Raw genomic sequence first — 26273 nt, 5'->3', positions numbered from 1 at the left:
GGTCTGCAGGGCACAGCTTAGCTGCGCGGAGCCGGGCGGGCGAGTGCCGCGTCCACCGCGGCGAGCAGCGCCTCCGGGCGCACGGGTTTCTGCAGCACGGGGTTCTTCACGCGCGACATGAAGTCGAGCGCCGCGGGGGTGAAGGCGCCGCCGGAGAGGAAGACGAGCCGCTCGGCGAGCGCGGGCGCGCTGCGGTGCAGCTCCATGTACACGTCCATGCCGGTGGTCTCCGGCATGTGCAGGTCGCAGAGCACCACGTCGAAGCGCTGGCCGTGCTCCATCCAGGTGAGCGCCTCGCTGCCGCGCGTGGTGGTGACCACCTCGTGCGCGGGCTCGAGCAGCAGGCGCATGGACTGGGCGAGCCGCACCTCGTCCTCGATGATGAGGATGCGCCCGCGCCGGGAGGCGGGTCCGGGCCCGGGCTGCTGGGCGCCGGAGGCCGGGGCGCTCGCCGGAGCGGCGGCCTGCGCCGGGGCGGGCGCGGGCGGCAGGTGCACGGAGAACACGCTGCCCTGGCCGCGGGTGCTGCGCACGCGCAGCTCGCCGCCGTGCGCCTCCACGATCTGCCGGCAGATGGCGAGCCCCAGCCCGGTGCCGCCGCCCTCCGCCTTCGTGGTGAAGAAGGGCTCGAAGAGGTGGGGCAGCGCCTCGGGCGCGATGCCCACGCCGCTGTCCTCCACCTCGAGCAGCGCGCGGCCCTGGGGGTCGGTGCCGGTGCGCACGCGGATGACGTTGCGCTCGGGCGGCCCGCTCACCGCCTGCCCCGCGTTCATCAGGAGGTTGAGCAGCACCTGGCCCAGGCGCGCCTCGTCCCCCAGCACCCGCGGCGCGGGCTCCAGCTCCTGCACCAGCTGCGCCTTGGCCTGCAGCGCGTGGCTCGCCATGCGCAGCGCCGGGCCCACCAGCACCGGGAGCTCGAGCGGCGCGCGCCGGTCCTCGCTGCCGCCGCGGCTGTACATGCGCAGCTCGCGCACGATGCGCCCGATGCGCTCGGCGCCCTCCAGCGCGTCCTCCACGCGGCCGCGCACCTCCTCGCCCGCGTTCTGGCGCGCGAGCCGCTGCTGCGCCACCTGCAGGCTCGCACTGAGGTAGGCGAGCGCGTTGTTGATCTCGTGCCCCACCCCGGCCGCGAGCGTGGCCATGGAGGCGATGCGCTCGCTCGCGAGCTGCCGCGCCTGCAGCTGCTTGAGCGCCGTCACGTCGCGGTGCGTGGCCACGAAGTGGGTGAGCCGCCCGTCCGCGTCGCGCACGGGCGAGAGCTGCTGCTCGGTCTGCACGAGGGTGCCGTCCTTGCGCGCCAGCGTCACCTCCACGCGCAGGTGACTGCCCTCCGCCAGGGCACGGTCCAGGCGCGCGCGCGTCTCCGGGTCCAGCGCGAGGCCCAGCAGCGAGCGCGGCGTGCGCCCCACCAGCTCCTCCGGGCGGTAGCCCAGGAGCGCCGCGAGCGCCTCGTTCGCGAACACGATGCGCAGGCCGCCGCCCGCCGGCAGCACCTCGCTGATGACCACGCCCTCCTGCACGCTGCGCACCGTGGTGGCGAAGAGCGCGAAGCGCGCCGCCACCCGCTGGCGCTCGCTGGTGGCCGCCGCGACCAGCAGCGCCGTGCCCGCGATGACCCCGAGGAACAGCTGCAGGAGGAGCAGGTCCTGCGTGTGCGCCTGGCCGCCGAAGGGCCCCAGCCCCTGCACGGTGCCGCCGATGCACAGCGCGCCCAGGATGAGGTTCGCGAGCGCCGCCCCCTCGGGCCCCAGGCGCAGCGCGCTCCACACGCACAGCGGAAAGAGCAGGAACGCGGGCACCAGCACCGCGCTGCCCCCGCCGGTGGGCCGCAGGAACACCGCGAGCCCCACCAGCGCCGTGAGCGCGAGCGCCGCGAGCGTCTCGGGCCCCCTGCCCGCGAGCCCCCAGCTGCGCAGCCGCGCGAGCTGCAGCAGCGCAGGTGTGACGATGAGTGCCCCCATGGCGTTGCCCAGCCACCACACCCACAGCGCCGTGAGCGCCTGGCCCGCGGGCATCGCCCCCGTCAGGAAGAGGGTGCTCACGCCGATGCCCGCGCTCACCAGCGCCGGCAGCGCGGCGCCGCCCACGGCGAAGCGGAGCACGTCCCGGGTGCGCCCCAGCCGCAGGTCCAGCTGCGCCCACCGCAGCAGCCACACGGCCACCAGCGGCTCGAGCGCGTTGCCCACCGCCATGCCCAGCGCGAGCGGGCAGTGCCCGTCCGCGGGCACGAGGTCCGCCGCGATGGCGCCCAGGAAGATGCCCGGTGCGAGCCGCGGCCCGCCCAGCAGCAGCAGCGCGACGGACAGGCCGGTGGGCGGCCACACCGGGCTCACCGCGCCGTGCACCGTGGCGAAGGCGAGCCCGAACCGCGCCGTCAGCCAGTACGCGAGCGCCGTCCCGAGCAGCGCAAGCCCGTAGCGCAGCCGCGGGGGCTTCAGGATGTGGGCGAGCTGCAGGATGGTGGGGAGCCCCCGTCCATCCGCCCGGACCGGGCGGAAGAAGCGCACATCGTAGAGGCGGAAGGGGTCCGGGCCAAAATCGCGGCCTCAGGCCCGGACGCCTGGCCGCCCTGCCGAGGGGGGAGCCCCCCCGCGCGGGGCGCCCGGCGCCCGGATGCAATGGGCCTGGGGCCCGCCCGTAGGAAGGGGCAAGGAGGTCACCCGACCATGTCGCGTCCCGGCGTCGCAGCCCTGCTCTCGTTCCTCATCCCTGGCGTGGGGCAGATCTACAACGGAGACATCCTGCGCGGGCTCTTCTGGCTCATCGTCACCCCCGGCCTGTGGATCGGCACCGGCGGCTGCTTCGGCTGGGTGTGCCACCTCATCGCGGCCGCCACGGCGCACAACCGCGCCGAGGACAAGGAGCGGGGCCTGCGCTACGGCTGACGCAGCGCCCCCACCCTGCAGCACCCGCGCGGGTCGGCCCTCTCCTCGGGGCCGGCCCGCGCGGCTTTTTCACAGCAGCGCCGCCGCCAGCTCCTGCGCGCTCTGCGCGAGCGCCTGGGCCCCGTGCGCGCGCAGCTCCGCCTCGCCGCGAAAGCCCCAGGTCACCCCCACCGCGTGCATGCCGGCCGCCCGCGCCGTCTTCATGTCCACCGGCGTGTCGCCCACGAAGGCGCAGGCCGCGGGCGCCACCCCCAGCTCCGCCGCGAGCGCGAGCGCGGCCGAGGGGTCCGGCTTGCGCGCCACCCCCGGCCGCTCGCCGTACACCGCCCCGAAGGGCACCCCGGGAAAGAGCGCCTCCACCAGCTGCCGCGTGTAGCCGTCCGACTTGTTGCTCAGCACCGCGAGCCGCGTGCCCGCGGCCACCAGCCGCTCGAGCAGCGCCCGCACGCCGGGAAAGGGGCGCGTGTGGTCCAGCAGGTGCTCGGCGTAGTGCGCGCGGTAGCTCTCCAGCAGCGCCGCCTGCAGCGCCCCGGGGGCCTCGTTGCTCGCGCGGCTCACCAGCACGCGCACGCCCTCGCCCACGAAGTGGCGGTAGGCCTCGTGCGGGTGGGTGGGCAGCCCGTGCTGCGCGAGCGCCCAGTTCATCGCCCCGGCGATGTCCTCGAGCGAGTCCACGAGCGTGCCGTCCAGGTCGAAGAGGGCGGCGGCGAAGCGGGGGGCGGTGCGGGCGGAGTCGGGCATGGAGGGGCCCAGAGAACACGAACGCCCCGGTCCGTCGAGGACCGAGGCGTCGGGTGCTGCGTGCGCTCGGAGCGCTACTGCGGGGTGGCCGAGGCTGCGGCGCTGCCGCCGGTGGCGCTGCCGCCCGCCGAGGCCTGGGGCGCCGGCTCGCCGCTGCCCTTGTTGATGACCGCGAAGTTGGTGTTGTAGTAGCCCGCGTTCGCGCACGAGGCGAGCACGCGCTTGATGATGCCGAAGTCCACGTCCTTGTGGCCCTGGATGTTCACGTCGCCCTTGAAGCCGTTGGCGTCGTCCTTGGCCATGGCGTGCAGGTCCTCGTACTGCTTCTTCATCTCGCGCAGCTTCTCCTCGAGCGCGGGGATGGAGAGGTAGCTGTCGTCCTTCACCAGGTCGTCCACGCGCCCGATGACGGTGCCGCTCACGCTCACCTGCTCGGGGGAGACCATCACCACCGGGTGCATCTCCACTTCCTTGACGTTCGCCGCCTCGGGAAGCTGGATGTCCTTGGTCATCATCAGCACCTCGCCCGTCGCGCTGAAGTTCGCGATGAGGAAGAGCACGATGATCACGAACATGTCGACGAGCGGGGTGATGAGCAGGTCGGCGTAGCCGCTCTTCTTGCCGTGCGCGCCGTGCCCGAACACCTTCGAGTGCTGGAGGCGCTTGCCGTACCGCTTACCGGGAACCTGGATGGACATGGGAGTCGGTTGCTCGCTCTGAAAGGTACGGGAGGGCTAGGAGGCCTGCGTCGCGGCGAGGCTCACCTGGGGGAGCCCGGCGCCGATGCACTCGTCGATGATGCGCACGAGGTCGTCGTACTTCACCTTGTCCTCGGGCTGCACGGTGATGGCCACCTGGTCCGGCAGGTTGCTCTTGATCTCCTTGATGCGCTCGGTGACCTTCGAGAGGTCGAGCTTGCCGCCGTCCAGGCGCGAGATCTTGATGGGGTCGTAGGTCGTCTGATCCGCGGTGAGCCGCATCTCCTCCTGGGTGACGACCAGGGTGAGGGTCACGGTCTTCGTCGTGTCCTCCTGCGGCTGCTCGATGTCCGCGCCGCCGGCCTGCGAGACCTGGAGGCGGCCGATCTGCGTCCACACGGCCGTCATGATGAGGAAGCTGATGGTCACTGCCATCAGGTCGATGAAGGGGACCAGGTTGATGGCGGTATCGAGCGGCTTCTTGCCACCCTTGCCACTCGCCCCGATGTCCATTCCGCCAGCCATGCCACACTCCCTTTTCCCGCTACCGCTGGGCGCTGCCCGCTGGGCGCGCCACGTGACTGCACCAGACCCCGACTGCTGCTGACCGCTGCTGCTCTTGCGCTGCGCCCGCCGGGAACGGGGCCCCCGCGACAGGGGCCCCGCGCGCTACCGGAGGGGTGCTGCGGTGCTGCTACTCCTCGTCGTGGGACGCCGCGACCGCCACGGTGGCGTTCTTGAACTTCTCGCGGTTGTTCACGATGAGGTTGAGCACCGAGACGCTGGTCTCGTTGATGTCGTTGATGATGCTCTGGGTGCGGCCCATGAGGATGGAGAAGGCCACCAGCGAGGGGATCGCGACGAGCAGACCGAAGCCCGTGCAGTTCATGGCCTCGGAGATGCCGTTGGCGAGAATGGTCGCCTTGTCGGCCGGGTTCACGGTCGCCACCGCCTCGAAGCAGGTGATGAGGCCGTTCACCGTACCGAGCAGACCCGCGAGCATCGCGGCGTTGCCGAGCATGGCGAGGTAGCCGGTGCGCGCCTCGATGCGCGGGGTCTCGCGCAGGCTCGCCTCGTCCAGCGCGGCCTGGACCTCGTCCTGGCCCTTCGGGACGTTCATCAGGCCGGCCTTGATGACGTTGGTCAGCGGGGTGGGCTTCTGGCCCGCCACGTAGTTGATCGCCTTGTCCAGGTCACCCGCGTAGATGTGCTTCTTCAGGCCGCGCAGGAAGCCCTCCTTGTTGATGGAGGCCTTGGCGAAGAGCACCAGGCTGCGCTCGATGATGATCGCGAGCGCGATGACCATGCAGATCGCGATGGGGTACATGCCGGCCTGGCCTGCCTCCCAGCGACGAGCGAGCTCGTCGAAGAAGGAACGGTCGGAGCCGGCGGCGGCCAGCAGGGAAAGCTGCGTCAGGAACCCCAGATTCATCGCGTATTGCCTCCAGTAAGCACGGCTGGCCCACCGCCGGGCGGCAGGGCCACGTTCCTCTGCCGTCCAGCGGCCTGGAATAAGGCGCGGGGGGCAGCGAAACGCATCTTCAAGGACGCCAGACTGTAGGAATGCCCCCTCGGAGTGTCAAGGTAGGCACGGGTCGTTAACTGGTGAAATTACACGGGAAATTTGTGATTCGTGGGGGGTTGGCAGGCCGCAAAACAGGGCAGTGGGCGCAGCCGCTTGTGCCTGCCTGCCGCTTTGACCCCTGCTCCGGACGGGTGCTATGGCCGGCCCCATGGCGAGGAAGCGCATCGGGGAGCTGCTCCTGGGGCGGGGGGCGATCACCCCGGCCCAGCTGGAGGCGGGGCTGGCGGAGCAGCGGGTGCGGCGGCAGCGGCTGGGGGCGGTGCTGATCGCGCAGGGCGCGATCACGGACGCGACGCTCGCGCAGGTGCTGAGCGAGGCGCTGGGGCTTCCGGCGGCGCAGCTCTCGGAGGTCCAGCCCGAGTGGAGCGCGATCCACATGCTGCGCGCCCGCTTCTGCGAGCAGCACGACCTGTTCCCCTACGCCCTGGAGACCCTGCGCGGCCGGCGCCACCTGCTCGTGGCCATGAGCGACCCGCTCAACGTGCCGGCGCTCGAGGAGATCGAGTTCACCACCGGCCTCAAGGTGGCCGCGCACGTGGCCCCCCTCTCCGAGGTGCGCCAGGCCATCCTGCGCTACTACCACAAGGTCGGCCCCGACTCGGCCGCCGGCGCGGGCCAGGTGGTGGGCCCGGGCGGCGCGCCGCTGCAGGTGGGCTCCGGCGAGCTGCCGACGCTGGACGTCGCCGAGGTGGTGCACGGGGACGAGGAGCCGGCGGTCATCGTCGGCGAGGCGCTGCCCGCCGGGGAGATCACCGAGCGCAATGCGCTCGCCGCGCTGATCGAGCGGCGCGAGGCCCAGCGGCGCGCCGCGCGCGAGGCCCAGCGGCCCGCGGCGGACTTGCGTCCGGGCGCCGCGGCGCCTGCGCGCCCCGTGCCCGCGGCGGCCTCGAGCGCGAAGGGCCTGGGCGCGGACCTCGCGTACCTCCTGGGCGAGGCCGGCGCCGCCCGCGAGACGAGCGACGTGGAGGAGCTGGAGCGCAAGTTCTGGGCGCTGATGCGGATCATGGCCCGCAAGGGGCTGCTCACCCGCGAGGAGTTCAGCCGGGAGCTCGATGACGCGGAGGGGCCGGCCGCAGCGCCCGCGCCGCCGCCGCTGCCGCCTGCGGGCCGCGTGCGGTAGGGCGCGGCATCGGGTCGCACCTCCCTCACCCCCGACCCTCTCCCAGGGGGAGAGGGGACCTTCACGCGGCTGCGCCCCCTCGTGCGCCGGCTATGAGGCGTCGCCTTCGGGCGTCCCGGGTGTTTCGCCCCACAGGCCGTGGCGCCGCGCGCGCCGGCCGAGGGTGACCGCGTCCGTCTGCAGCTCCGCGGCCGCGCGCCGCAGCACGCCGCCGTGGCGCGCGAGCGCCTCGCGGATCAGCGCCCGCTCCAGCGCGTCCAGCCGCGCGCGCAGCGAGCCCGTGCCGGTGGAGGGCGCGGCCTGCGCGGGCGCTGCGGCGGCCGCGCGCGCCACGACGTCCGGCAGCTGCCCGGGGCCCAGCGCCTCCCCGTCGCGCGAGAGCAGCACCGCGCGCTCCATCGCGTTCTTCAGCTCGCGCACGTTGCCCGGCCAGCCGTAGGCCTGCAGCGCCGCCGCCGCCTCCGGCGAGAGCCCGCGCGCCGAGCGCCCCAGCCGGGCGTTGAAGAGCTCGAGGAAGTGCTGCGCGAGCGGCAGCACGTCCTCGGGCCGCGTGCGCAGCGGGGGCAGGTCCAGGGTGAAGGAGTTGAGGCGGTAGAAGAGGTCCGCGCGGAAGCGCCCGCTGCGCACCTCCTCGGCGAGGTCGCGGTTGCTCGCCGCCACCACGCGCACGTCCACCCGGCGCGAGCGCACGCCGCCCACCGGCCGCACGTCCCCCGTCTCCAGCACGCGCAGCAGCTTCGCCTGCAGGTTGGGCGTCGTGTTCTCGATCTCGTCCAGGAACAGCGTGCCGCCGTGCGCGAGCACGAAGAGGCCGGGGTGGTCCGCCACCGCGCCGGTGAAGGCCCCCTTCACGTGGCCGAACAGCTCGCTCTCCAGCAGCGTCTCGGTGAGCGCGCCGCAGTCCTGCACCACGAAGGGGCCGCTCGCGTCGCCGCTCAGCTGGTGCAGGCTGCGCGCGAGCACCTCCTTGCCCGTGCCCGTCTCGCCCTGCAGCAGCACCGCCACCCGGTGCGGCGCGGCGAGCGCGAGCAGCTCGCGCACGCGGCGCATCGCAGGGGACGCGAAGCCCGGCTCCTCACCCGCCTCGGGCACCGCGCGCGGCAGGGCACCCGGCTCGCCGCCCGCGCCCAGCGCGTGGCGCTGGCGGTGCAGGTGGCGCTCGAGCTCCATGCCCATGCGGTGTTGCTCGGTGCGCACCCCGTGCTCGCGGCAGGCGGCGAGCACGGCGCGCGTGAGCGCCTCCGGGTCCGGCCCCTCGGGGTGCGGGGCGAGCGCGCGGAACACCTTGTCCGCGTTGAACAGCGCCACCAGGCGCTCGGGCCGCGAGGGCGCGCAGTAGACGACGCGCGGGGCGAGGTCGCGCAGCGAGTCCTCGGGCGCGCGGCGCGCCGCGAGCGCCTCCACGCGCGCCGCCGCCACCTCCTCGCTGGGCCCGCACACCACCACGCAGGAGAGGTCGCCGCGCTCGAGCACCGCCTCCAGCGCCGCCTCGTCCGCGCACACGTGCACGCTCGCGTGCGGCTCCAGCGCCGCGCGCACCCGCGCCTCCTCCTGGGCGCCCGCCCCCACCACCGCCACCTGCAGCCGGTGCCCGCTGAGGTAGCGCACCAGCAGCACCTGGTCGTCCTCGGCGAAGCGCGTGAAGTGCACCCCCAGGCTCGCCGCCGCCGCGCTCTCGGGGCCCGCGGGCACGTCGTGGCGCCAGCGCACCTCGCCCAGCGCGCGCACCCGCAGCGCGTCCCCCGGCAGGTTGAAGCTGAGCTGCAGCACGCTGCCCTCGCGCGGCCCCTCCTCGGGCCCGCGCGGCGCGGCGATCAGCCCGATGCCCGTGGCGCTCAGGTTCACCGACCAGCAGCCGCGCAGCGGTGGATCCGTCATCACCTGCACGTGCAGCGGTGTGCGCCGCCGCCACAGGCCGCCGTACCCGGCCTCCGCTGCCCCCTGCTTCAGCACTGAAGGGGGCTGCTTCATGGTTGAAGCCCCAGCCCAAAGCCCTGCGATTGCACGCGTTCCTCCCGCTTCCTCCCCCCGGATGGGCACCGCGCGCCCGCTTCAGGACCGATGCGCGCGCGCTTCGGCCCCCTGCGTCATTCCGCGACCTTCGCCCGGGCCGAAGCTTGGCCTGGTTCCTGCCAGAAAGCCACCAACCCGGTGAACTCTGGATTCTACCGGGGCAGGAGATTTCCACATGGGCGGCGTACGGATCATCGGAGCTGGGGCGTACGTGCCTCCGCGGGTCATCAGCAACGAGCGGATCGCACGAGCCATCCCGGGTTGGAGCGCAGAGCGGATCGAGGAGAAGACGGGCATCCGCGAGCGGCGCTTCCTCTGGGACTTCGACGACGCGACGGGGCAGGCCCTCCCCCCGCCCGAGGACGCGAAGCACTTCTTCCCGCGCAACGGCGTGGACATGGCGCAGGTGGCGCTCGAGCGCGCGCTGGCCATGGCGGGCGTGGACGCGAAGGAGCTGGACGGGCTCTTCCTCGTCACCTGCACGCCGGACCGGCTCAACTTCAGCCACGACGCGATGAGCCTGCACCACACGCTGGGCATGCGCACGGACGCGTTCGCGCTGGTGCTCGACGACGGCTGCGCGGGCACCCCCTACATGATGGACATGGCCCAGCGGATGATCTCCGCGGGCGCGTACAAGACCATCGCCGTGATCGGCTCCGCCTTCACCAGCTCGCTCACCAACCGCGAGGTCTTCACGAGCGAGCTGCAGCTCGCCCCCGGCAAGCGGCCCGTGAACGCGTACCTCTCCATGTACGTGTTCGGCGATGGCGCGGGCGCGGTGGTGCTGCGCGGCGGAGGCCGCCCGGACGAGGGCATCCTGCACAGCTTGAGCGGCAACGAGCACGGCGAGCTGGTGGCGCGCCGCGGCGGCGGCCAGCTCAACCTGCCCTACCAGGGCCGGATGAAGCCGGTGGAGATGGCCTTCGTGGTGGACGGCTACGCGGTGGCCCGCTCCTACCCCACGCACATGCAGCACGCGGTGGACGGCGCCTTCGAGAAGCACCCCGAGCTGCGCGACCAGGTGAAGCGCTACTACTTCCACCAGCCCAACAAGCGCCTCATGGACTCGTACACCAGCCGCGCGGGGCTGCCCGAGGACAAGGTCGCCTGCAACGTGGACCGCTACGGCAACACCTCTGCCGCCGGGAAGCTGATCCTGCTCGCCGAGGACCTCGAGGCGGGCCGCGTGCGCCTGGGCAGCGGAGACCTGGTGGTCACCGCCGCGGTGGGCGCCAACGTGCACTACGCCTCGCAGCTCATCCGCCTCTAGGGACCTCCGCCACTGGGGGAAAGTCCGGTGGGTCGACTTTCACCCCCACCCTGCCGCAGACTCCGCCCCCGCAGTTCCTCTGGCCCCCAGGATCACCATGACCGCCCCCCGCTTCCCCACCCCCCTCACCGATGAGTTCGCAGAGCGCTCCGCCCAGGCGGAGCCCAGCGACCAGTGCCGCGGCCTCTTCTACAACGGCGCCCTCAACGCCGTGCGCCACATGGCCGGCCCCGAGGCCTCCGAGCGCTGCCGCGCCGCCGGCGGCGAGAAGAAGCCGGTGGACTTCTTCAACTACCCGGTGACCGGCTTCCAGCGCCTGTGCCTGCAGGCCATCCAGGAGCTGGGGCCGAAGCTGGGCTCGGGCGAGAAGGTGCTGCAGCTGCTCGGCAAGCAGGCCGTGGACGACTTCCTCGTCTCCACCGCCGGCAAGACGCTGCTGCTGCTCGCGAACACGGACCCCAAGCGGCTGGTGAGCAACCTGCCCTCGGGCTTCCGCGCCTGCGTCACCTACGGCGAGCGCACCGTGCTCTGGAGCAGCCCCAAGCAGTGCACCATCGCCATGAAGCGCGACTTCATGCCCCACCCCTACCACGAGGGCGTGCTGCACACCGTGCTCACCACCCTGGGCGCCAAGGGCGTGCAGGTGAAGGGCAAGCGCACCGGCGTGGTGGACGCGGACTACGACATCTCCTGGGAGTGATGCCCCCCGACTCGACTGACGTACCCCACGCTGCACGCTGCACTGGAGACCTCATGCACCTGACGACTTCGACCCTCCGCACCGCTGTGGCCGCTGCCGTCTCGCTCTGCACCCTGCTCGCCGCGCAGCCCGCGCTCGCCGGCGAGCGCACGTACATCTTCCGCTCGGTGGAGGACGCCTCCACCCCGCCGGACCCCGCCGTGTGCGCCCAGGCGTCCTTCGTCGCGAACGTGAAGCTGGGCGGCAGCCTCTGGTGGCAGCAGACCAGCCCGGTGGACGCGCGCGTCGCGCCGCGGCTGCAGCGGCGCATCGGCAAGGCCACCGCCTGCGTGCGGATCAACGACTTCACCTTCCCGACGGCTCTGGACAAGAGCCCGAACTTCTACGTCGCCTTCGACCTGCCCGCCGGCCACTTCACCGCGGAGGGCATCTGCAAGATCATCAGCAACGACGTGCCGGTGGGCATGCTCATCATCGGCGGCTGCGCGCTCAAGCTCACCAGCTGGCCCGCGCGCTTCAGTGGCGGCGCGGTGTCCAGCCTCAGTGTGCTCAACCCCTTCAGGCAGCCCGGCTTCAACACCGGCAGCACCTACGTGCTGCAGGTCTACGAGGCCGACCAGCCGGGCGAGGAGAAGGAGCAGCACCTGGGCCGCAGCATGGAGATCACGGAGCTGGTCGAGGCGGCGCAGCCGTAGCCCTCGCGTCCTCCTGCTTCCTTCGCGCGGCCGCCGGTCATCCGGCGGCCGCGTTGCTTTTCGGGGACGGCCATCCCTCACCCCGGGGGGCTTGCCCCCCTGCGCGGGGGGGATCCTCTCCCAGGGGGAGAGGGAGGACTAGTCCGCGAGCGGGAGGCGCACGGTGAAGGTGGCGCCCTCGCCCGGCGGGCTCTCCACGCCGATGCGCCCGCCGTGGCTCTCCACGATGCCCTGCACGATGGAGAGCCCGAGCCCCGTGCCCTTGCCCTCGGGCTTGGTGGTGAAGAAGGGCTCGAACACGTGCCCGAGGTGCTCGGGCGCGATGCCGGCGCCGGTGTCCTGCACCTGCACCACGGCCTCGCTGCCCTCGGTGCTCACCGAGAGCGTGACGCTGCCGCCCCCGCTCATGGCGTGCGCCGCGTTGGTGAGCAGGTTCACGAACACCTGCACCAGGTTGCCGCGCACCCCGCGCAGGGTGGGCTGGGCGCGGTAGTCGCGCAGCACCTGCACGCGCGCGCGGGTGAGCACGTGCTCGCAGAAGCCCGCGGCCTGCTCCAGCACCGCCTGCAGGCTCACGCGCTCGGGCTTGTCGCGCGCGGGGCGCGCGTAGGTGACGAGGTCGCGGGTGAAGCGCAGCACCCGCTGGCTGTTCTCCAGGATGCGCGAGAGCTTCTCGCGCTCGGCCTCGGCCTCGGGGCCGCGCGCGCGGGCGCCGTGCAGCAGGGCCTCCGCGTAGCAGGACACCGCGGTCATCGGGTTGTTGATCTCGTGCACCACGCCGGCCGCGAGCTGCCCCAGCGAGGCGAGCTTCTCCGCCTGGATGATGCGCCGCTCCAGCTCGCGCACCGCCGTGATGTCCTGCCCGATGGCGATGACGCCCTCGACCTCGCCCTGCGCGTTGAGCACGCTGGAGGTGGCGAAGGAGGCGCGCACCTCGCCCGCGCGGGTGCGGATGCGGGTCTCGAAGCCATCCACCTGGCGGCCGCGGATGGCCTCGTTCACCACCCCGCCCATGCGCAGCCGCTCGCCCTCCGGCACGAAGGAGAGCAGGTCCTGGCCCAGCACCTCCTCCTTGGTGAAGCCGGTGAGCTTGGTGAGCGCCTGGTTGAAGACCACGATCTTGCGCTCGCGGTTGCACACGACGATGAGCGCGTTGGCGCGCTCGAGCAGCTCCTCCAGGTACTTGCGCACGAAGGTGAGCTCGTCGATGAGCTTCGCGTTGCGCACCGCCACCGCCACCTGGTTCGCGAGCTGCGGCAGCACGCGCTCGTCGCCCAGCGCCTCGCCGAGCAGCGGCGCGGGCCACTCCAGCTGGATGGCGCCGAACAGCTCGCCGCTCGCCACCAGCGGCGCGCTCACGCTGCCCACGCTGCCCTCGAAGAGCAGGGGCAGCTCCGCATCCGCCTCCACCAGCTGGGCTGCGCCCGGCGCGAGCCGCTCCAGCGCGAGCTGGGTGCGCTGCACGGCGCTGCGCTTGAGCACCACGGGGCCCTGCACCTCGGAGCGCAGCCTTCCTTCCGCGTAGAGCGAGGTGAGGGCACCGGAGTGCGCGTCCAGGATGCGCAGGCAGAAGAGGCGGCCGGGGAACAGCGCCTTCACGCCGCGCGCCACCGCCGCCACCAGCTCCTCCTCGCCCTGGGCGGCCGCGAGCTTGCGCCCCAGCTCCAGCAGCGCGCTCTCCACCCGCTGCTGCTCGCGCAGCGCGCGCTCCACGCTGCTCGCGAGCGTGACGGCGAGCCGCACGACCACGAACTCCCCCTGCGGCTGCAGGGTGAGCGGCAGGCGCCGGCCCCCGGGCAGGGGCGCCTCCCACTCCTCGCCGTAGCCCTCGAGCGAGAGCGGGGCGCGCTCGGCGAGCGCGCCGGCGAGCTGCGCGAGCGTGTGGCCGCCTTGCGCGAGCGCGCGGGTGAGCGCGGGGTTCGCGCACAGCAGCGCGCCCTGCCGGTCCAGCAGGGCCACCGGCTCCTCGAGCGAGGCGAAGAAGGCCTCCAGCGCCGCGTGTGCGGGCGGCGCCGCGGCCAGAGCCGCGGCCGGAGGAACATGGGCGCGGCGCAGGGCGTCAGTCTTCATCCGACGCCTTGTCCAGGTCCACGATCTGCTGCGCGCCCACGTAGGCCTTGGTCTCGTAGCGGGTGATCTTGCCGATCTTGCGCACGATGTCCGCCATGCGCTCCGCCTCGCGGTAGATGATGTCCACCGGGCGGTAGGCGAAGTCGCCCTCCTTCAGCTTGCGCTTGAGCAGCTCCGCGTAGCCCATCACGCTGGTGAGCGGCTGGTTGAGCTCGTGCGCGGCGGTGCCCGCGAGCGCCACGATGACCGCGTTCTTCTCGCTCTGCTCGAGCCGGGTCTCCGCGTCCGTGAGCTTCTTCTCCAGGTCCACGCGCGCGCGCAGGTCGGTGAAGATGCCCACCGTGGCCACCTCGCGCCCGTCCTCGTAGACGATGGAGGCGGTCATGCTCACCGGCACCGCCTCACCCGAGCGGGTGAGGATGTGCTGGCGGCTGGCGACGAGCCGGCCCACCCCCCCGTGTTCCTCGCTGCGCAGCATGGCCATCACCTGCTTGGCCACGCCGGGCGGGTAGAGCTGGTTCACGTGGATGCCCGCGAGCGCCTCGGCGGCCGTCCAGCCGCAGATGGCCTCGGCGCCGGGGTTGAAGAGGATGACGTTGCCCTGCAGGTCCGCGGCGATGATCGCGTCCACCGACGAGTCGATGAGCCGCTGCAGGAAGTCCTTCGTCTTGCGCAGCTCGTCGGCGAGCTGGCGCGCGAGCGTCACGTCCCGGAAGGAGAGCACCGCGGCGGCGTTGCCGTCGTGCAGCGGGGAGGCGCTGACGCAGAGCGTGAGCTGGCGGCCGCGCCGGGTGCGCGCCACCACGTCCACCTCCGTGCGCACCTCGCCGCGGGTCGCCGCGCACAGCAGCTCCATCAGCGGCGTCTCGTCCCCAGGCAACACCAGCTCACCCACGTGCTGGCCGCGCACCACCTGCGCCGGCGCGTCCAGCAGGCGCGCCGCGGCCGGATTGAGCGAGAGCACGCGCGCGCCCTCGTCCAGGATGACCACGCCCTCGCTCACGCTGGCGAAGAAGAGCTGGTAGGTGTTGAGCGCGGCCGCGCGCTCCTCCGCCGCGATGCGCGCGCTCTTCTCCAGCTCGCTCTGCCCGCGCACGCTCTGCACCAGCGTGGCGTTGCGCAGGGCCACCGCGGTGGCGTGCGCCACGGTGAGCAGGAACTCGAGCTCGCGGCCCCCGAAGCCGCGCTGGCTGCCGGAGCGGCGCAGCAGCAGCACGCCCAGCACTTCCCCGCGGATGGTGAGCGGCAGCGCGGCGATGGTGTCGATGCCGCGCGCGCTCACGTGCGCGCGCACGCCCTCGAGCAGCGGGTGCCCGGGCGCATCCTCCAGGATGAGCGGCTTGCCCGTGCGCGCCACCTCGCGCACCTCCGGGTAGCGGCTCAGCTCGATGCGCAGGTCCTTGAGCGAGGCGTCGTCGCTCGCCGCCACCACGATCGCCGCCTCGCCCGCCGGGTCCAGCAGCAGCAGCGAGGCGCGCGCGATGTCCATCTCCTCGGCGAGCCGGCGCGTCATGCCGTGCAGGAGCGCCTGCAGGTCCAGCGTGCCGGCGAAGTCCGCCGTGAGCTCCAGCAGGAGCCCGAGGTCGCGGCTGCGCTGGCGCTGCTCGCTGCGCTCGTGGTGGCGCTCGGCGGCGCGCGCGAGCCGCAGCGCCAGCTCCGCGTCGTCCGGGTCGTTCGACTCTGACGGGCCGCGCAGCACCACCTCCGCCACATACAGGCCGCCCAGCTGCTCCTCGGGCAGCTGGGGCCCCGCGCCCCAGAGCACCAGGCTGAGGCGCGAGACGTCGTGGCGGTGAGAGAGCGCGGCGAGCGCCGGGAGCCCCTCGGCCGCCTCCAGGTCCAGCAGCACCAGGCCCGCCGCCTCCAGGCTCTCCACCTGCCGCAGCCCCGCGCGCTCGAGCGCCGCCGCCGCCCGCGCGTGCGAGGGCGCGCCGGGAGGCAGCAGGAGGACACCGGGCGTGGAGGCGTGGAACGGCACGAGCGGGGGCCACTCTACACCCACCCCGGCCCCTGCCCAGAAGCCGGCCTGCCCCGCGGGCTGGGGCCGGAAAAGCCGCGGCCCCACGCTCCGCGTGCGGGCGGAGGTGGGGCCGGGAGTGTGGGCGTCAGGCGAGGCCTAGAAGCGCGCGGTCACCGTGATGCCGGGGCGACCGTAGGGGCGCGGGGGGTAGGGCACCCACACCCACTCCTCGGCCGGCTCGTAGTGCCCGTCCACGTAGCGGGTGTCGTAGTAGCCGTCGCGGCAGGTGGTGCGGCGCATGTGGTGGTGCTGCTCCGTGGTGCACACCTCGGGCACCCACACGCGCTCCTCGTAGCCGGACACCCAGCGCTGCGTGGTGCGCAGCTCGTAGCGGCCGTCCGGGCGGGGCGCGGGCTCCGGCGGGCGGTGGTAGACGACGCCCCCACCCACGCGCACGTTGATCACCGCGCCCGGGCCGCGGCGGTCGTCGCGGCGGTCATCGCGGCGGTCGCGCCACTCGCGGCGGCCCTCGTCGCGGTCGCCGCCGCGGCTCGCGCCGTGGTCGTCCGCGAGCGCAGCGCCCGCGCCGAAGAGGACCGTGCCAACGAGGAGAGTCAGGATGCCGGGCTTGAGGTTCATGGTGTTGCCTCCGTGTTCTGTGCTTACCGACGGGGCAGGCGCGGGAAAATTCAGCCGGGGAATGCGGCGCGCACGGGCCCATGTGGGACACCGGTGGGACACGGGGCGCGCGGGTGCGCAGCGGCGCGAAGCGGTGTAGACCCGCGCGCCATGATCCGCCTCGTCGTCACCGACATGGATGGCACCCTCTACTCGTGGGTGGACTACATCGTTCCCGCCGTGGAGGCGCTCGTGGAGGCGGTGCAGCGCGCCACCGGCTGGCCGCGGCTGCGCGTGGTGCAGAGCCTCAAGGCCGTGTACGCGAAGTACGAGTCCAACGAGTACCCCTTCGCGCTGCAGGAGAGCTCGCTGTACCGCGAGTTCTGCGAGTTCGGCTCCTTCGACAAGCTGGTCATCGAGCCGGCGCGCGAGGCCTTCGCGCTCGCGCGCCGCAAGTACCTGCGCCCCTACCCCGGCGTCGTCGCCACGCTCGAGGCGCTGCACGCGCGCGGGCTGCCCGTGGTCGCGCTCACGGACGCGCCGCGCAACCCCGCCGAGTACCGCGTGCGCACGCTCGGCTTCGACCGCTACCTGCAGGGGCTCTACACGCTTCCCGGCTTCGCCTTCCCCGCGAGCGAGGAGGGCGAGGCGCTGGTGGCCGCGGCCATCCAGCAGCGCGAGGCGAGAGGCGCCTACCGCGCGCAGTGCGTTGTGGAAGAGCTGCCGCGCGACTGGGAGAAGCCGAACCCGCGGGGGCTCCTGCGCATCTGCGAGCGCTTCGGCGTTCCACCCGAGCAGACGCTCTACGTGGGCGACTCGCTCAGGAAGGACGTCGCGGTGGCGAAGGCCGTGGGCGCGCTGGACTGCTGGGCCGAGTACGGCACCTACGTGTCCGGCGAGTACCGCGAGCGCCTGGACATCATCAGCGCCCCGGCCGTCACCCGGCGCCACGCGGCCGGCGTGCTGGAGGGGGGCGAGGCGCGGCGCGAGGAGCCCGCCACCCACGCCCTCTCCAACTTCGCCCAGCTGCTGCGCATCATCGAAGGCAAGGCGCTCTGAGCGCCAGGTGGGCCGGGCGCTGGAGCCCCGGCCCCCGTCCGACGCCTGCGCTCAGAGCGGCAGGAAGGCGAGGCGCAGGCCCACGGTGAACAGGGCGTGCGGGCCGTTGTCCACGGGGGTGAGGGCGTTGTCGCGGGTGCCGATCACGGGCAGCGTCACCTTCTGGTCGCCGGTGCGCACGGTGTAGCTGCCGTAGGAGACGGTGGCGATGGGGCCCAGGGCCACCGCGCGGCTCAGGTGCCAGTCGCCGCCGATGGCGAGGCGCGCGAAGGTGGGACCGCGATCCGTCACGTGCGTGTCCACGTCCGCGGGCACGGTCACGCCGGGGGCGACCGGGATGTTCGTGGTGCCCTTCACGTGGCTCTTGAGGATCTCCAGGCCCACGCCCAGGCCGATCCACGGGTCGAAGCCCGCCTCCGGCGAGAAGTGGTAGCGGAACTCCGGGCCCACGCGCCACTGCTGGGTGTTGCAGTCGAAGCCGCTCGGGCACGAGAGCGGGTTCTCCTTCGTGAACACCTTCTCCCAGCTGCCGAACGCGCCGATGTAGAAGCGCGGCGTGACCCGGTAGCCCAGCTCGACGAGGACCGGGATGGAGAACTTCGCCGAGTCGGTGATCTTCAGGCTCTCCTCGCCCGAGGCCGTCTGCGCGTTCTTGTAGACGTAGCCCACGCCGAGGCCGAGGTTGCCGCTGATCGCGATCTCCGGGCCCATGCGGCCGCCATCGGAGTGCATCGTCATGTCCGTGGACGTCGTGGACATCTCGGTGGACGTCGTCGACGGCTGGGTCTGCGTCGTCGTCTCGGTCTGCGTCGTGGTGGTCTCCTGCGCGCGCGCCGAGGTGGCCACGCCGAGCGCGGCAGCGAGAGACAGGGTCAGGCGGAACGTCTTCATCGAAGCCATGCGGGAATCCTCCGGTCCAGAGTGATCAGGACTCGACCAACCTCCGGGCAGGGAGGGAAGTCGCTCGCGCGAGGCTATGCGGGGATCCGACCGCTGTCGAACGGAAGCCTGCGCCGGAAGTCGGAGCATCTCGCTGTGCGGAACCGCCTGCACGCTGGCAGTGTGCGCGCATGAAGAAGCTCGACCTCTCCGCCATCCCCTCCCAGGAGGGCAGCAGCTACCCCGCCCCCTTCGATGCGCCGTGCAACGCGCAGCGCACGCAGCGGCTCGCGCGCAGCGCGGGGCTCACGCAGTTCGGCGTGAACCTCACCGTCGTCGAGCCCGGCGCCTGGAGCAGCCAGCGCCACTGGCACAGCCACGAGGACGAGTTCATCATGGTCGTGGAGGGCGAGCTCACGCTCGTCACCGACGCGGGCGAGGAGCTGCTGCGCGCAGGCGACTGCGCCGCCTTCCGCCACGGCGAGCCGGATGGCCACCACCTCATCAACCGCTCGCAGCGCCCGGCGAAGGTGCTCGAGGTGGGGACCTCGTTCGAGCAGGACCGCTGCACCTACTCGGACATCGACATGGTCGCGGAGCCCGAGGGGCGCGGCTACTGCCACCGCGACGGCACGCCCTATCCGCCGAAGCGCCGCGGCTAGGTCTTCTTCACGCTCACGCCTTCGTAGAGCGTCTCGAGCCAGCCCTCGGTGCTGATGAACTCCCAGCTGAAGCCCTTGTACTTCTCGGGCAGGCCCTCGCGCTTCACCTGCTCGAGGCTCATCCCCGCGGCCTTCTTCTGGCGCACCAGCGCGCTCGTCTCGCGCAGCATCGCGGCGAAGCGCTCGAGGTCCGCGCGGCCCGAGAGCGGCCCGTGGCCGGGGATGATCTTCACGTCCGCAGGAAGCGAGGCGAGCACCGTCTCCACGTTCTTCACGTAGCCCTCCACGCTCCCTCCGGCCGTCACGTCGATGAAGGGGAAGTGGTCCACGAAGAAGAGGTCGCCCATGTGCAGCACGTTGCTCTTCACGAAGAGCACCGTGCTGTCGCCGTCCGTGTGGCCCGCGGGCAGGTGGGTGATGCGGATCTCCTCGCCGTTGAACCAGAGCTTCACCCCCTGCTCGTAGGTGATGACGGGCAGGGCCGCGGGGGGCGCGGGCGGCGTCTCCGCGCCGGGCGTCTTGCGGCCGCTGAGCAGGCGCGTGCGCACGGCGTCGTGCGCGATGATCTTCGCCTCGCGCCCGAACACTGCGTTGCTGCCGGTGTGGTCGCCGTGGAAGTGCGTGTTGAGCACGTACTCGAGCGGCCCCTTGCCCAGGCGGTGCAGCGCGGCGCGGATCTTCGGCGCGAGCGGCGCGAACTCGTCGTCCACGATGAGCAGCCCGTCCGGCCCCACCGAGACGCCGATGTTGCCGCCCTCGCCCTGCAGCAGGTGCACGCGGCCGGCGACCGGCGTGCTCTTCAGCTGCACCTTGGCGAGGTCGCGGTCCTGGGCGAGCGCGAGCGCGGACAGCAGCGTGACGGCGAGGGCGAGGGCCTTCATGCGGGCGGGCTCCTGTGCGGGACGAGTGCCCCGCCGTCTTAGCCCGGCGCGCCTGCCCCCGCGCCCTCGTCCCGGGCGCCGGACGTCCGGTACTCCACGCGCTCCACCGCGTACTCGGTGCGCCCGCGCGGCCGCTCCACCTCCACGCTGTCGCCCTCCTCGCGCCCGAGCAGCGCGCGGCCCAGCGGGCTCTCCACGCTCAGGCGCCCGGCGCGCGCGTCCGCCTCGTCCGGGCCCACGAGCCGCCAGGTCTGCAGCTCGCCGTCCTCGTCCTCCAGCGTCACCCACGCGCCGAAGAAGATGCGCCCGTGCGGCTCGGCGGGCGGAGGCACCACCGTCACCTCCTCCAGCGCGTCCGCCACCTCGTGCGCGCGCCGCTCGCGCTCGCGCTTGCGCACCGCCGCATCCAGCGCGCCCGCGTCCGCGGCGTCCTGCGGCGAGAGCAGCCCGGCGAGCTCCTCCTGCAGGGCGCGGTAGCCCTCGGGGGTGATGTAGCGCGGCGCGTCCGAGGCCGTGCGCGGGCGCACCGGCACCAGCCCCTCCTCGCCGCCCCCGTCCTCCTTCGTGAATGCCTTGGACATGCCTCAAGGGTCCTTCCGCCCGGGCGTGCGGGCAAGCCGGGCAGGCAGGAGGCGGGGCCATCCCTCCCTCCGCCCCTCTGCCGCGGCCGCCGCCATCCCTAGCTTCAGAGGGTGGCGCGGTCGCCGCACCCCTCTTCTTCCCGGAGCCCCCATGCCCACCTACGAACCCACTGACGAGAAGCACACCCGCTTCCACGTGACGCCCGACGAGGAGCGCCTGTCCATGGACACGCGCCTCATCGCGGAGCGGCTGCCGAACGAGGAGGTGCTCCCACCCCCGCCCCCTGCCGACGTGCGGCTCATCGAGCCGGAGCTGGGCATCACCAGCACCTGGCAGCACGTGGTGGACGTGACGTACATGGTGGTGCCGGCGCTGGTGCTCTTCTTCGCGCCGCTGCTCAACGGCTTCCTCGGCGGGGTGGCGGGCGGCTTCCGCGCCGGCAACTTCCGGCGCGCGCTGCCGGCGGCGATCGCGGCCTCCATCGCAGTGCCCGGGGTGCTCTTCCTCCTCTACTCCTTCCCGGGCGCGGGGCTGCACCGCTTCCTCTCGGGCATCGGCTTCGAGGGCTTCGTGGTGCTCAACGCGGTGGGCCTGCTGCTCGGCGCGGTGACGGGCGTGCTCTGCACCGCGCGCGACGACCTGCACCTGCCGCGCTTCCTGCGCTTCCACGACGAGGAGGCCCCCTCGGTGTTCCGTGAGGACATGATGGCGCACCCGTCGCATCCGGCGCCGCGCCGCAACTCGGGCCGCTGGCTGCGCCGGCACTAGTGCTCAGCGGGAGGACGGTGGAGCGCCCGCTGGCCTCCTGCTCGCCGTCCGGGAGCGCGCCACCCACCTTCGCAGCAGGGAGCGGGGCGCCCCGAGCATGCGCTCCACCGAGAGGAGGCACACATGCGCGGTGCAATGACGGGTGGCATGGGGGCGATCGGCTTCGCGCTCACCTGGGTGGGCATGGAGGGGCTGTTCGGCCGCATCAGCACCCCGGTCGCGGTGCTGGTGCTGCTCTCCGCAGTGGTGTCGCTGGGCATGGCCTTCAGCGACGCGCCGGCGCGCAGGCGGGCGCCCTGGATACTCGCGGCGGTGCTGGGCGTGGTGGGGCTCGTCGCCTTCGGCACGGACACGCCGAGCTGGTACGCGGCCCTCATCCTGCTCTTCGCGGTGGCGTACGCGTACCTCGGCCTCTTCGTGTACTGGCAGGCGCACCCGCCCCACCTGCCGCACGCGCACGTGCCGCACTTCCGGCGCGCGCGCGTGAGGGCCTGAGTCCGCGCGTGCAGCCCCGGCGCGCGGGCCTAGGATGCGCGCCATGAGCACACCCTCTCCCGTCGACGCCGCCCTCGCCCGCGCGGAGGCGGCGCTCGCGCGCGGTCCGCGCGCGGCCCTCTCGCAGAGCGCTGCCGGGACGGCGCCCGCGCGCACGCACCGGCTCGTCATCGGCGACCCGCAGGCGGACGTGCGCCGCTTCCTCGCGCTGCTCGAGCGCCACGGGGTGCTCGCGCCCGATGGCGCCCTGCGCCCCGAGGTGCAGCTGCTCTCGGTCGGAGACCACTTCGACTGGGGCGGGCGCGCCGAGCGCGCGCAGGTGGCGCAGAGCAGCCTGCTGCTGGTGGCGTGGCTCGCCTCGCACCCGGCGGACCAGGCGGTGATGCTGCTGGGCAACCACGACCTGGGCCGGGTGGGCGAGCTCGCGCACTTCACGGACGCCACCTTCGCCGCGGCGCAGGTGGAGGCGGACCGGGCCTACGCCGGGGGCGAGCCGGACGCGGCCCTGGAGGAGGCCTTCCTCGCGCGCCACCCCGAGGTGCCCAACGCGGAGCTCGTCGCGCGCGACTTCTCCACCTTCCGCGAGGCGCAGCGCCAGTGGGTGGAGGCGCTGCTGTGCGCGCGCCGCTTCCGCGTGGCGCACGCGGCGGCCGGGGACCTGCTCGTGCTGCACGCGGGCGTCACCGACACGGACCTGCAGGCGCTGGGGCTCGCGCGCGAGGCGTGGGCGAGCGCGCCCCGGGTGGCCGCCGCACTCAACGCCGCGCTGGACGCCGCGGTGGACGCGTGGCGCTCGGGCCCCCTGGTCATCCCGGTGCTGCACCAGCCGGGCAGCGTCGCGGTGGGGGAAGGGCGCGGCATCTTCTACCACCGCCCCACCCTGCAGCCGGAGGATGCGCAGGAGGTGCAGCGCACGCCGCGCCGGCGCTTCGACCCGCGCCGCCTGCCGCTCGGCCTCACCCAGGTGGTGGGCCACACGCGCGACAAGAAGAGCCGCGAGCTCCTGCAGCTCTCGGGCACCGCCGCGGTGGACGGCGTGCTGCGCCACCTGGTGACGGACGGCGCGCAGGTGCGCTACCGGCTCGGCACGCCCGTGGGTGCGCCGCGCCCCGACGAGGCGGTGCTGGTGTTCACCGACGGCGGCATGCGCGAGACGCCCGTGGAGGCCTTCGAGCTGCTCGATGTCGAGCGGCGCGCCGCGGCGCAGGTCCCCTGAGCCGGGGAGGGCGTCCGCTGCCGCACGGCGCGCTTCGCACGGGGCTGGCGCAACGCGGAGGCGAGAACGATGGTGGCACCCGCGCCCATGACCGACCTCTCCCGCCTGCGCGCCGCCCTCGAGGCCGCGCGCGACGCCCTGCCCGAGCCCGACGCCCTCCCCGACCCCGCCGCCGCGGACGCCGCCCGCCGGCTCGCCGAGCGCCTGCGCCGAGACCTGCTGCCGCGCCTCGGCAGCAGCGAGGCGCCGCTGCTGCTCGTGGCCATCGCGGGCCCCAACAACGTGGGCAAGAGCACCCTCTTCAACGCTCTGGTGGGCGCCTCCCTCAGCCCCGCGCGCCCCGAGGGCGGCCTCACCAAGCAGTGCCTCGCCGCCGCGCACCCGGACACGTGGACCGGTGCGCTCAAGGACTTCCTCACCCGCCGCTACGACGTGGTGCCGGTGCTCGAGGGGCAGGTGGCACCGGTGGACCAGGCGGGCCCGCCGGGGCGGCTCTTCCTCGTGCTCTCGGAGGCGGTGCCGCGCGGCCTGCTGGTGATGGACACGCCGGACTTCGACAGCGTGTACCGCGACAACCGCGAGCGCGCCGAGGCGCTGCTCGTCACCGTGGACGTGCTGGTGTTCGTGGTGAGCCGGCAGACCTACCAGAACGCCGCGCTGGTGGACTTCCTGCGCGCGGGCGTGGGCCACGGGCGCCCCTACGTGGTCGTCTACAACGAGAGCACGCGCGAGGAGGTGGCGCGCGGGCACCTGGAGAAGCTCGCCCAGGACGTGGGACACCCGCCGCTCGCGCGCTACCTCGCGCCGCACCAGCCGGAGGTGGAGGCCGGGCTGCGGCCGCTCGCCACCCACCCGCTGGACGGCGGCCCCGCGCTCTCGCAGCTCCTGGGCGAGGCGGAGCACGCGCGGGCGCTCAAGGCACGCGCGCTGGAGGCCTCGCTCAAGGACGCGCGTGCCGAGATGGACCTGCTCGCCCGCGCCGCGCGCGAGGCGGCGCACGAGCCGGAGCGGCTGCGGCAGCGGCTGCGCCACGAGCTGCAGACGGTGGGTGCGCGCGCCGCCATCAAGGCGGTGCCGGCGGACGTGCTGGTGGATGCGTTTCGCGACGAGCTGGATGCGCGCAGCGCGCTGCACCGCTACGTGCGGCTGCCCTTCCGCGGGCTCGCCGCCGCCCTCACCTTCGCCACGCGCAAGGTGCGCGAGTCCTTCGTGGGGCCCGAGCGCGAGCAGCTCTCCCCCGTGGACCTCACCGAGGACACGCTGAAGGACGGGGTGCGCCGCGCCATCGAAGCGCTCGCTCCCGAGGTGGCCGCGTGGCGCGGGGATGCGGCCACGCGCGCGCTGCTGCAGGAGGCCTTCGGGCCGCCGACGCTCGCGCGGCTGGAGGGACCGCTGGGGCTGGAGGCCGCGCGCGCTCCGGCTGAGGACCGCGCGAGCCTCTACGCCTTCTGCCGCGGCCTCATCGCGCAGGAGCTCACCGGCGGGATGCGCGAGGAGGCGCTGCAGGCGCTCACCACGCTCGTGTACTCGGTGCCCTCGGGCGCGGCCGCCATCGTCACCGTGGCGAGCGGCGGCCTCGGCCACGACGCCGTCATCTGGGCGGGCACGCTGCTGTCCACGCCGCTGCTCGAGCGCTTCGTGGACCTGCTGGGCGCGGACATCCGCCACACCGTCACGCAGCGGTGGGCGGACGCGCACGGCGCCACGCTGGCGAAGGCGCTGGAGGAGCGGCTCTTCGCGCCGCTCTTGCAGCGCCTGGACGCGCAGGCGGCACGCTGGGAGCAGAGCGCCGCGGCGCTCGAGGCGTCCGCGGCGCAGCTGGGTTAGAGCGCCGCGGCGTCGAGCGTGACGGAGAGCGCGAGCGTGAAGTTGCTGCCGGCGGGCTTGGGGGTGGAGCCGCGCAGGCCCACCTTGAAGTTGCCGTCCAGCAGGCGCGCCTGCAGCGCGGCGAGATCCGCATCCAGCAGGTCCAGCTCCACGCGGCCGGTGCCCTTGGGGTCCTTCACGTGGGCCACGTCCACGATGCGGCCGGTGGAGGGGTCCTTCAGGTAGGCGACCACGTCACCGCTCAGCGCGTCCTCCAGCGTGCTCACGTTCTGGGAGTTCGCCGCGTCCAGCTGCAGGCTCACCCCGCGCAGCTCCACCTTCTCCGGCGCATGGCCCAGCTGCGCCTCGGCGCGGTCCAGGAAGTCGTTCCACTGCGTGTCCAGCAGCCCGTCCACGTCGCGCTCGCGGGCGAGCGTGGTGCCCGAGCGGTCGCCGTCCTTCAGGTCGAAACGCTGGCCGACGGAGCCCTCGTAGCCGCTGTCGCCACAGGCGGCGAGGACGAGGGCGGCGAGGGGGAGGAAGTGGATGGCACGCATGGGGAGGACCTCGGGAGGGAGCGCGGACACCGGCCGTCCGCGCGGCTGCTGTACTCCGGGAGAGACCCGCGCGATGTCGGATCGGCCACACTTCGCAGAGGTGGCCGCCGGGCCCACAGGCGCGCTACAGGTGCGCTTCACCAGCCGTGGCGGTCCATCCAGCCGAGCACGGCGCGCGAGAGCTCCCCGGGGGCGTCCTCGGCGGCGTGGTGTCCTGCCGGCACGAGCGGGACGATCTCCAGCGCGGGCAGCGTGCTGCGCGCCCACGCCACGTCCGCGGGCTTCACCAGACCCTCGTCCCCGAAGGTGAGCAGCAACGCCGGGGGCGCAGAGGGCCCGGCGAGCCACGTGTCGTAGCGCTCGATGACCCCGGCCACGTCCGCAGGCGTGCCGTCGATGGGGATCTCGCGCGGCCACTGCAGCAGCGGGCGGCGCGAGGCCGCGTCCGGGTACGGGGCGTAGTAGGCGCGCCGGTCCTCTTCCGAGAGGCCCGTGCGCACGCCGTGCTCGAGCGAGCGCGCGAGGAAGGCGTTCTGCTCCAGCACCAGCTGCTCCCCCACGCCCGGGGTGCGCAGCGCGCGGAACAGCTTCTCGCCCTCGCCCGACCAGTCGCTCCAGCGCATGGGGCGCAGGAAGGTCTCGAACACCACCACGCCTCGCACGCGCTCCGGGTGGCGCCGCGCCCAGTCCAGCGCGAGCACCCCGCCCCAGTCGTAGCCCACCAGCAGCACGTCGCGCAGGCCGAGCGCTTCGAACCAGGCGTCGAGGTAGCGCGCGTGGTCCTCGAAGCGGTAGGCGAGCTCCGGCTTGCCCGAGCCGCCCATGCCGATGAGGTCCGGCGCGAGGACGCGCCCGCGCCCGGCGAGCTGCGGAATCACGTTGCGCCACACGTGCGAGGAGGTGGGGTTGCCGTGCAGCAGCACGATGGGCGAGCCGCGGCCGGCCTCGCGGTAGGAGAGGAACGAGTCGAGGACGTCGAGGCGGTGGATGGCAGGGGGCATGGCATTGCT

General features: G+C 73.5%; 25 protein-coding genes. 11 read left to right on the top strand and 14 right to left on the bottom strand.

The window, feature by feature from the left end; all coding sequences use genetic code 11:
* Nucleotides 1–17: 17 nt before the first annotated feature.
* Nucleotides 18–2507, bottom strand: coding sequence for an MASE1 domain-containing protein (locus FGE12_RS27095; protein WP_153869517.1), 2490 nt, complete (start codon nucleotides 2505–2507; stop codon nucleotides 18–20).
* Nucleotides 2508–2666: 159 nt separating this feature from the next.
* Here FGE12_RS27095 and FGE12_RS27090 point away from each other — a divergent pair, with 159 nt between their 5' ends.
* Nucleotides 2667–2885 (top strand): hypothetical protein, encoded by a 219-nt coding sequence (locus FGE12_RS27090; RefSeq protein ID WP_153869516.1) that lies wholly within the window; start codon nucleotides 2667–2669, stop codon nucleotides 2883–2885.
* A gap of 69 nt (nucleotides 2886–2954) precedes the next feature.
* On the opposite strand, the gene FGE12_RS27085 is transcribed toward FGE12_RS27090, so the two are convergent.
* From FGE12_RS27085 to FGE12_RS27070, 4 genes are all read right to left on the bottom strand, one after another.
* Nucleotides 2955–3626, bottom strand: coding sequence for an HAD family hydrolase (locus tag FGE12_RS27085; RefSeq protein WP_153869515.1), 672 nt, complete (start codon nucleotides 3624–3626; stop codon nucleotides 2955–2957).
* A 74-nt stretch (nucleotides 3627–3700) separates the two neighbouring features.
* The gene (locus FGE12_RS27080; RefSeq protein ID WP_153869514.1) at nucleotides 3701–4324 is read right to left on the bottom strand and encodes a biopolymer transporter ExbD; all 624 of its coding nucleotides are present in this window, start codon (nucleotides 4322–4324) and stop codon (nucleotides 3701–3703) included.
* A gap of 36 nt (nucleotides 4325–4360) precedes the next feature.
* The gene (locus FGE12_RS27075) at nucleotides 4361–4849 is read right to left on the bottom strand and encodes a biopolymer transporter ExbD (protein WP_153869513.1); all 489 of its coding nucleotides are present in this window, start codon (nucleotides 4847–4849) and stop codon (nucleotides 4361–4363) included.
* A 169-nt stretch (nucleotides 4850–5018) separates the two neighbouring features.
* Entirely contained in the window at nucleotides 5019–5756 is a 738-nt protein-coding gene (locus FGE12_RS27070; protein WP_153869512.1) for a MotA/TolQ/ExbB proton channel family protein, read from the bottom strand.
* A 301-nt stretch (nucleotides 5757–6057) separates the two neighbouring features.
* On the opposite strand from FGE12_RS27070, the gene FGE12_RS27065 reads away from it, so the two are divergent.
* Nucleotides 6058–7029, top strand: a complete 972-nt coding sequence (locus FGE12_RS27065) for a general secretion pathway protein GspE (protein WP_153869511.1) — start codon at nucleotides 6058–6060, stop codon at nucleotides 7027–7029.
* Between the two features lie 90 nt (nucleotides 7030–7119).
* Here the strand turns inward: FGE12_RS27065 and FGE12_RS27060 are convergent, their stop codons facing one another.
* Nucleotides 7120–9000 (bottom strand): sigma 54-interacting transcriptional regulator, encoded by a 1881-nt coding sequence (locus FGE12_RS27060; RefSeq protein WP_153869510.1) that lies wholly within the window; start codon nucleotides 8998–9000, stop codon nucleotides 7120–7122.
* A gap of 217 nt (nucleotides 9001–9217) precedes the next feature.
* Between FGE12_RS27060 and FGE12_RS27055 the strand changes: the two genes are divergently transcribed.
* The 3 genes from FGE12_RS27055 to FGE12_RS27045 all read left to right on the top strand — a co-directional run bounded on the left by FGE12_RS27055 (nucleotide 9218) and on the right by FGE12_RS27045 (nucleotide 11710).
* Nucleotides 9218–10315 (top strand): 3-oxoacyl-ACP synthase III family protein, encoded by a 1098-nt coding sequence (locus FGE12_RS27055; protein ID WP_153869509.1) that lies wholly within the window; start codon nucleotides 9218–9220, stop codon nucleotides 10313–10315.
* A 97-nt stretch (nucleotides 10316–10412) separates the two neighbouring features.
* A complete protein-coding gene (locus tag FGE12_RS27050; RefSeq protein WP_153869508.1) occupies nucleotides 10413–11015 on the top strand; it encodes a DUF2378 family protein in 603 nt (200 codons plus the stop codon).
* A 53-nt stretch (nucleotides 11016–11068) separates the two neighbouring features.
* The gene (locus FGE12_RS27045) at nucleotides 11069–11710 is read left to right on the top strand and encodes a hypothetical protein (protein WP_194798319.1); all 642 of its coding nucleotides are present in this window, start codon (nucleotides 11069–11071) and stop codon (nucleotides 11708–11710) included.
* Nucleotides 11711–11848: 138 nt separating this feature from the next.
* Here the strand turns inward: FGE12_RS27045 and FGE12_RS27040 are convergent, their stop codons facing one another.
* From FGE12_RS27040 to FGE12_RS27030, 3 genes are all read right to left on the bottom strand, one after another.
* Nucleotides 11849–13780: an ATP-binding protein gene (locus FGE12_RS27040; protein ID WP_153869507.1), complete on the bottom strand. Its 1932-nt coding sequence runs from the start codon at nucleotides 13778–13780 to the stop codon at nucleotides 11849–11851.
* Entirely contained in the window at nucleotides 13770–15758 is a 1989-nt protein-coding gene (locus FGE12_RS27035; protein ID WP_370459166.1) for a PAS domain S-box protein, read from the bottom strand. Before FGE12_RS27035 ends, FGE12_RS27040 begins: the two co-directional genes overlap by 11 nt.
* Before the next feature lie 138 nt (nucleotides 15759–15896).
* Nucleotides 15897–16379 carry a hypothetical protein gene (locus FGE12_RS27030; protein ID WP_153869506.1) on the bottom strand — a complete coding sequence of 161 codons (483 nt, stop codon included), beginning with the start codon at nucleotides 16377–16379 and terminating at the stop codon, nucleotides 15897–15899.
* Between the two features lie 150 nt (nucleotides 16380–16529).
* On the opposite strand from FGE12_RS27030, the gene FGE12_RS27025 reads away from it, so the two are divergent.
* A complete protein-coding gene (locus FGE12_RS27025; RefSeq protein ID WP_153869505.1) occupies nucleotides 16530–17417 on the top strand; it encodes an HAD family hydrolase in 888 nt (295 codons plus the stop codon).
* 51 nt (nucleotides 17418–17468) lie between these two features.
* Here FGE12_RS27025 and FGE12_RS27020 read toward each other — a convergent pair whose 3' ends face one another.
* On the bottom strand, nucleotides 17469–18317 hold the full coding sequence (locus FGE12_RS27020) for a hypothetical protein (protein ID WP_153869504.1): 849 nt from the start codon (nucleotides 18315–18317) through the stop codon (nucleotides 17469–17471).
* Nucleotides 18318–18487: 170 nt separating this feature from the next.
* Here FGE12_RS27020 and FGE12_RS27015 point away from each other — a divergent pair, with 170 nt between their 5' ends.
* On the top strand, nucleotides 18488–18958 hold the full coding sequence (locus FGE12_RS27015; protein ID WP_153869503.1) for a cupin domain-containing protein: 471 nt from the start codon (nucleotides 18488–18490) through the stop codon (nucleotides 18956–18958).
* Here FGE12_RS27015 and FGE12_RS27010 read toward each other — a convergent pair.
* The gene (locus tag FGE12_RS27010) at nucleotides 18955–19839 is read right to left on the bottom strand and encodes an MBL fold metallo-hydrolase (RefSeq protein WP_153869502.1); all 885 of its coding nucleotides are present in this window, start codon (nucleotides 19837–19839) and stop codon (nucleotides 18955–18957) included. The genes FGE12_RS27015 and FGE12_RS27010 overlap by 4 nt on opposite strands.
* 38 nt (nucleotides 19840–19877) lie before the next feature.
* Complete coding sequence (locus FGE12_RS27005) at nucleotides 19878–20420, bottom strand: GreA/GreB family elongation factor (RefSeq protein ID WP_153869501.1); 543 nt, start codon at nucleotides 20418–20420, stop codon at nucleotides 19878–19880.
* A 151-nt stretch (nucleotides 20421–20571) separates the two neighbouring features.
* Here FGE12_RS27005 and FGE12_RS27000 point away from each other — a divergent pair, with 151 nt between their 5' ends.
* From FGE12_RS27000 to FGE12_RS26985, 4 genes are all read left to right on the top strand, one after another.
* Nucleotides 20572–21189, top strand: coding sequence for a hypothetical protein (locus FGE12_RS27000; RefSeq protein ID WP_153869500.1), 618 nt, complete (start codon nucleotides 20572–20574; stop codon nucleotides 21187–21189).
* A 123-nt stretch (nucleotides 21190–21312) separates the two neighbouring features.
* Complete coding sequence (locus FGE12_RS26995; RefSeq protein WP_153869499.1) at nucleotides 21313–21684, top strand: hypothetical protein; 372 nt, start codon at nucleotides 21313–21315, stop codon at nucleotides 21682–21684.
* A gap of 43 nt (nucleotides 21685–21727) precedes the next feature.
* Entirely contained in the window at nucleotides 21728–22900 is a 1173-nt protein-coding gene (locus tag FGE12_RS26990) for a metallophosphoesterase (protein ID WP_153869498.1), read from the top strand.
* An 87-nt stretch (nucleotides 22901–22987) separates the two neighbouring features.
* Nucleotides 22988–24727: a GTPase gene (locus FGE12_RS26985; protein WP_153869497.1), complete on the top strand. Its 1740-nt coding sequence runs from the start codon at nucleotides 22988–22990 to the stop codon at nucleotides 24725–24727.
* On the opposite strand, the gene FGE12_RS26980 is transcribed toward FGE12_RS26985, so the two are convergent.
* Together FGE12_RS26980 and FGE12_RS26975 are read right to left on the bottom strand one after the other, a co-directional pair.
* Entirely contained in the window at nucleotides 24724–25263 is a 540-nt protein-coding gene (locus FGE12_RS26980; RefSeq protein WP_153869496.1) for a hypothetical protein, read from the bottom strand. The two genes, FGE12_RS26985 and FGE12_RS26980, sit on opposite strands and share 4 nt — an antisense overlap.
* A gap of 137 nt (nucleotides 25264–25400) precedes the next feature.
* The gene (locus FGE12_RS26975) at nucleotides 25401–26264 is read right to left on the bottom strand and encodes a haloalkane dehalogenase (RefSeq protein ID WP_194798318.1); all 864 of its coding nucleotides are present in this window, start codon (nucleotides 26262–26264) and stop codon (nucleotides 25401–25403) included.
* Between the last annotated feature and the right edge of the window lie 9 nt (nucleotides 26265–26273).

It is taken from the genome of Aggregicoccus sp. 17bor-14, assembly GCF_009659535.1.
Lineage (GTDB): Bacteria > Myxococcota > Myxococcia > Myxococcales > Myxococcaceae > Aggregicoccus.
The sequence above is the reverse complement of the archived record's forward strand: the minus strand, read 5'-3'. Positions and strand labels throughout refer to the sequence as shown.

Bases quoted from the DNA above. Each gene is read 5' to 3' on its own strand.
- FGE12_RS27090 (WP_153869516.1), top strand. From the start codon at position 2,667: ATGTCGCGTCCCGGCGTCGCAGCCCTGCTCTCGTTCCTCATCCCTGGC.
- FGE12_RS27085 (WP_153869515.1), bottom strand. From the start codon at position 3,626: ATGCCCGACTCCGCCCGCACCGCCCCCCGCTTCGCCGCCGCCCTCTTC.
- FGE12_RS27080 (WP_153869514.1), bottom strand. From the start codon at position 4,324: ATGTCCATCCAGGTTCCCGGTAAGCGGTACGGCAAGCGCCTCCAGCAC.
- FGE12_RS27075 (WP_153869513.1), bottom strand. From the start codon at position 4,849: ATGGCTGGCGGAATGGACATCGGGGCGAGTGGCAAGGGTGGCAAGAAG.
- FGE12_RS27070 (WP_153869512.1), bottom strand. From the start codon at position 5,756: ATGAATCTGGGGTTCCTGACGCAGCTTTCCCTGCTGGCCGCCGCCGGC.
- FGE12_RS27065 (WP_153869511.1), top strand. From the start codon at position 6,058: ATGGCGAGGAAGCGCATCGGGGAGCTGCTCCTGGGGCGGGGGGCGATC.
- FGE12_RS27060 (WP_153869510.1), bottom strand. From the start codon at position 9,000: ATGAAGCAGCCCCCTTCAGTGCTGAAGCAGGGGGCAGCGGAGGCCGGG.
- FGE12_RS27055 (WP_153869509.1), top strand. From the start codon at position 9,218: ATGGGCGGCGTACGGATCATCGGAGCTGGGGCGTACGTGCCTCCGCGG.
- FGE12_RS27050 (WP_153869508.1), top strand. From the start codon at position 10,413: ATGACCGCCCCCCGCTTCCCCACCCCCCTCACCGATGAGTTCGCAGAG.
- FGE12_RS27045 (WP_194798319.1), top strand. From the start codon at position 11,069: ATGCACCTGACGACTTCGACCCTCCGCACCGCTGTGGCCGCTGCCGTC.
- FGE12_RS27040 (WP_153869507.1), bottom strand. From the start codon at position 13,780: ATGAAGACTGACGCCCTGCGCCGCGCCCATGTTCCTCCGGCCGCGGCT.
- FGE12_RS27030 (WP_153869506.1), bottom strand. From the start codon at position 16,379: ATGAACCTCAAGCCCGGCATCCTGACTCTCCTCGTTGGCACGGTCCTC.
- FGE12_RS27025 (WP_153869505.1), top strand. From the start codon at position 16,530: ATGATCCGCCTCGTCGTCACCGACATGGATGGCACCCTCTACTCGTGG.
- FGE12_RS27020 (WP_153869504.1), bottom strand. From the start codon at position 18,317: ATGGCTTCGATGAAGACGTTCCGCCTGACCCTGTCTCTCGCTGCCGCG.
- FGE12_RS27015 (WP_153869503.1), top strand. From the start codon at position 18,488: ATGAAGAAGCTCGACCTCTCCGCCATCCCCTCCCAGGAGGGCAGCAGC.
- FGE12_RS27010 (WP_153869502.1), bottom strand. From the start codon at position 19,839: ATGAAGGCCCTCGCCCTCGCCGTCACGCTGCTGTCCGCGCTCGCGCTC.
- FGE12_RS27005 (WP_153869501.1), bottom strand. From the start codon at position 20,420: ATGTCCAAGGCATTCACGAAGGAGGACGGGGGCGGCGAGGAGGGGCTG.
- FGE12_RS27000 (WP_153869500.1), top strand. From the start codon at position 20,572: ATGCCCACCTACGAACCCACTGACGAGAAGCACACCCGCTTCCACGTG.
- FGE12_RS26995 (WP_153869499.1), top strand. From the start codon at position 21,313: ATGCGCGGTGCAATGACGGGTGGCATGGGGGCGATCGGCTTCGCGCTC.
- FGE12_RS26990 (WP_153869498.1), top strand. From the start codon at position 21,728: ATGAGCACACCCTCTCCCGTCGACGCCGCCCTCGCCCGCGCGGAGGCG.
- FGE12_RS26985 (WP_153869497.1), top strand. From the start codon at position 22,988: ATGACCGACCTCTCCCGCCTGCGCGCCGCCCTCGAGGCCGCGCGCGAC.
- FGE12_RS26980 (WP_153869496.1), bottom strand. From the start codon at position 25,263: ATGCGTGCCATCCACTTCCTCCCCCTCGCCGCCCTCGTCCTCGCCGCC.
- FGE12_RS26975 (WP_194798318.1), bottom strand. From the start codon at position 26,264: ATGCCCCCTGCCATCCACCGCCTCGACGTCCTCGACTCGTTCCTCTCC.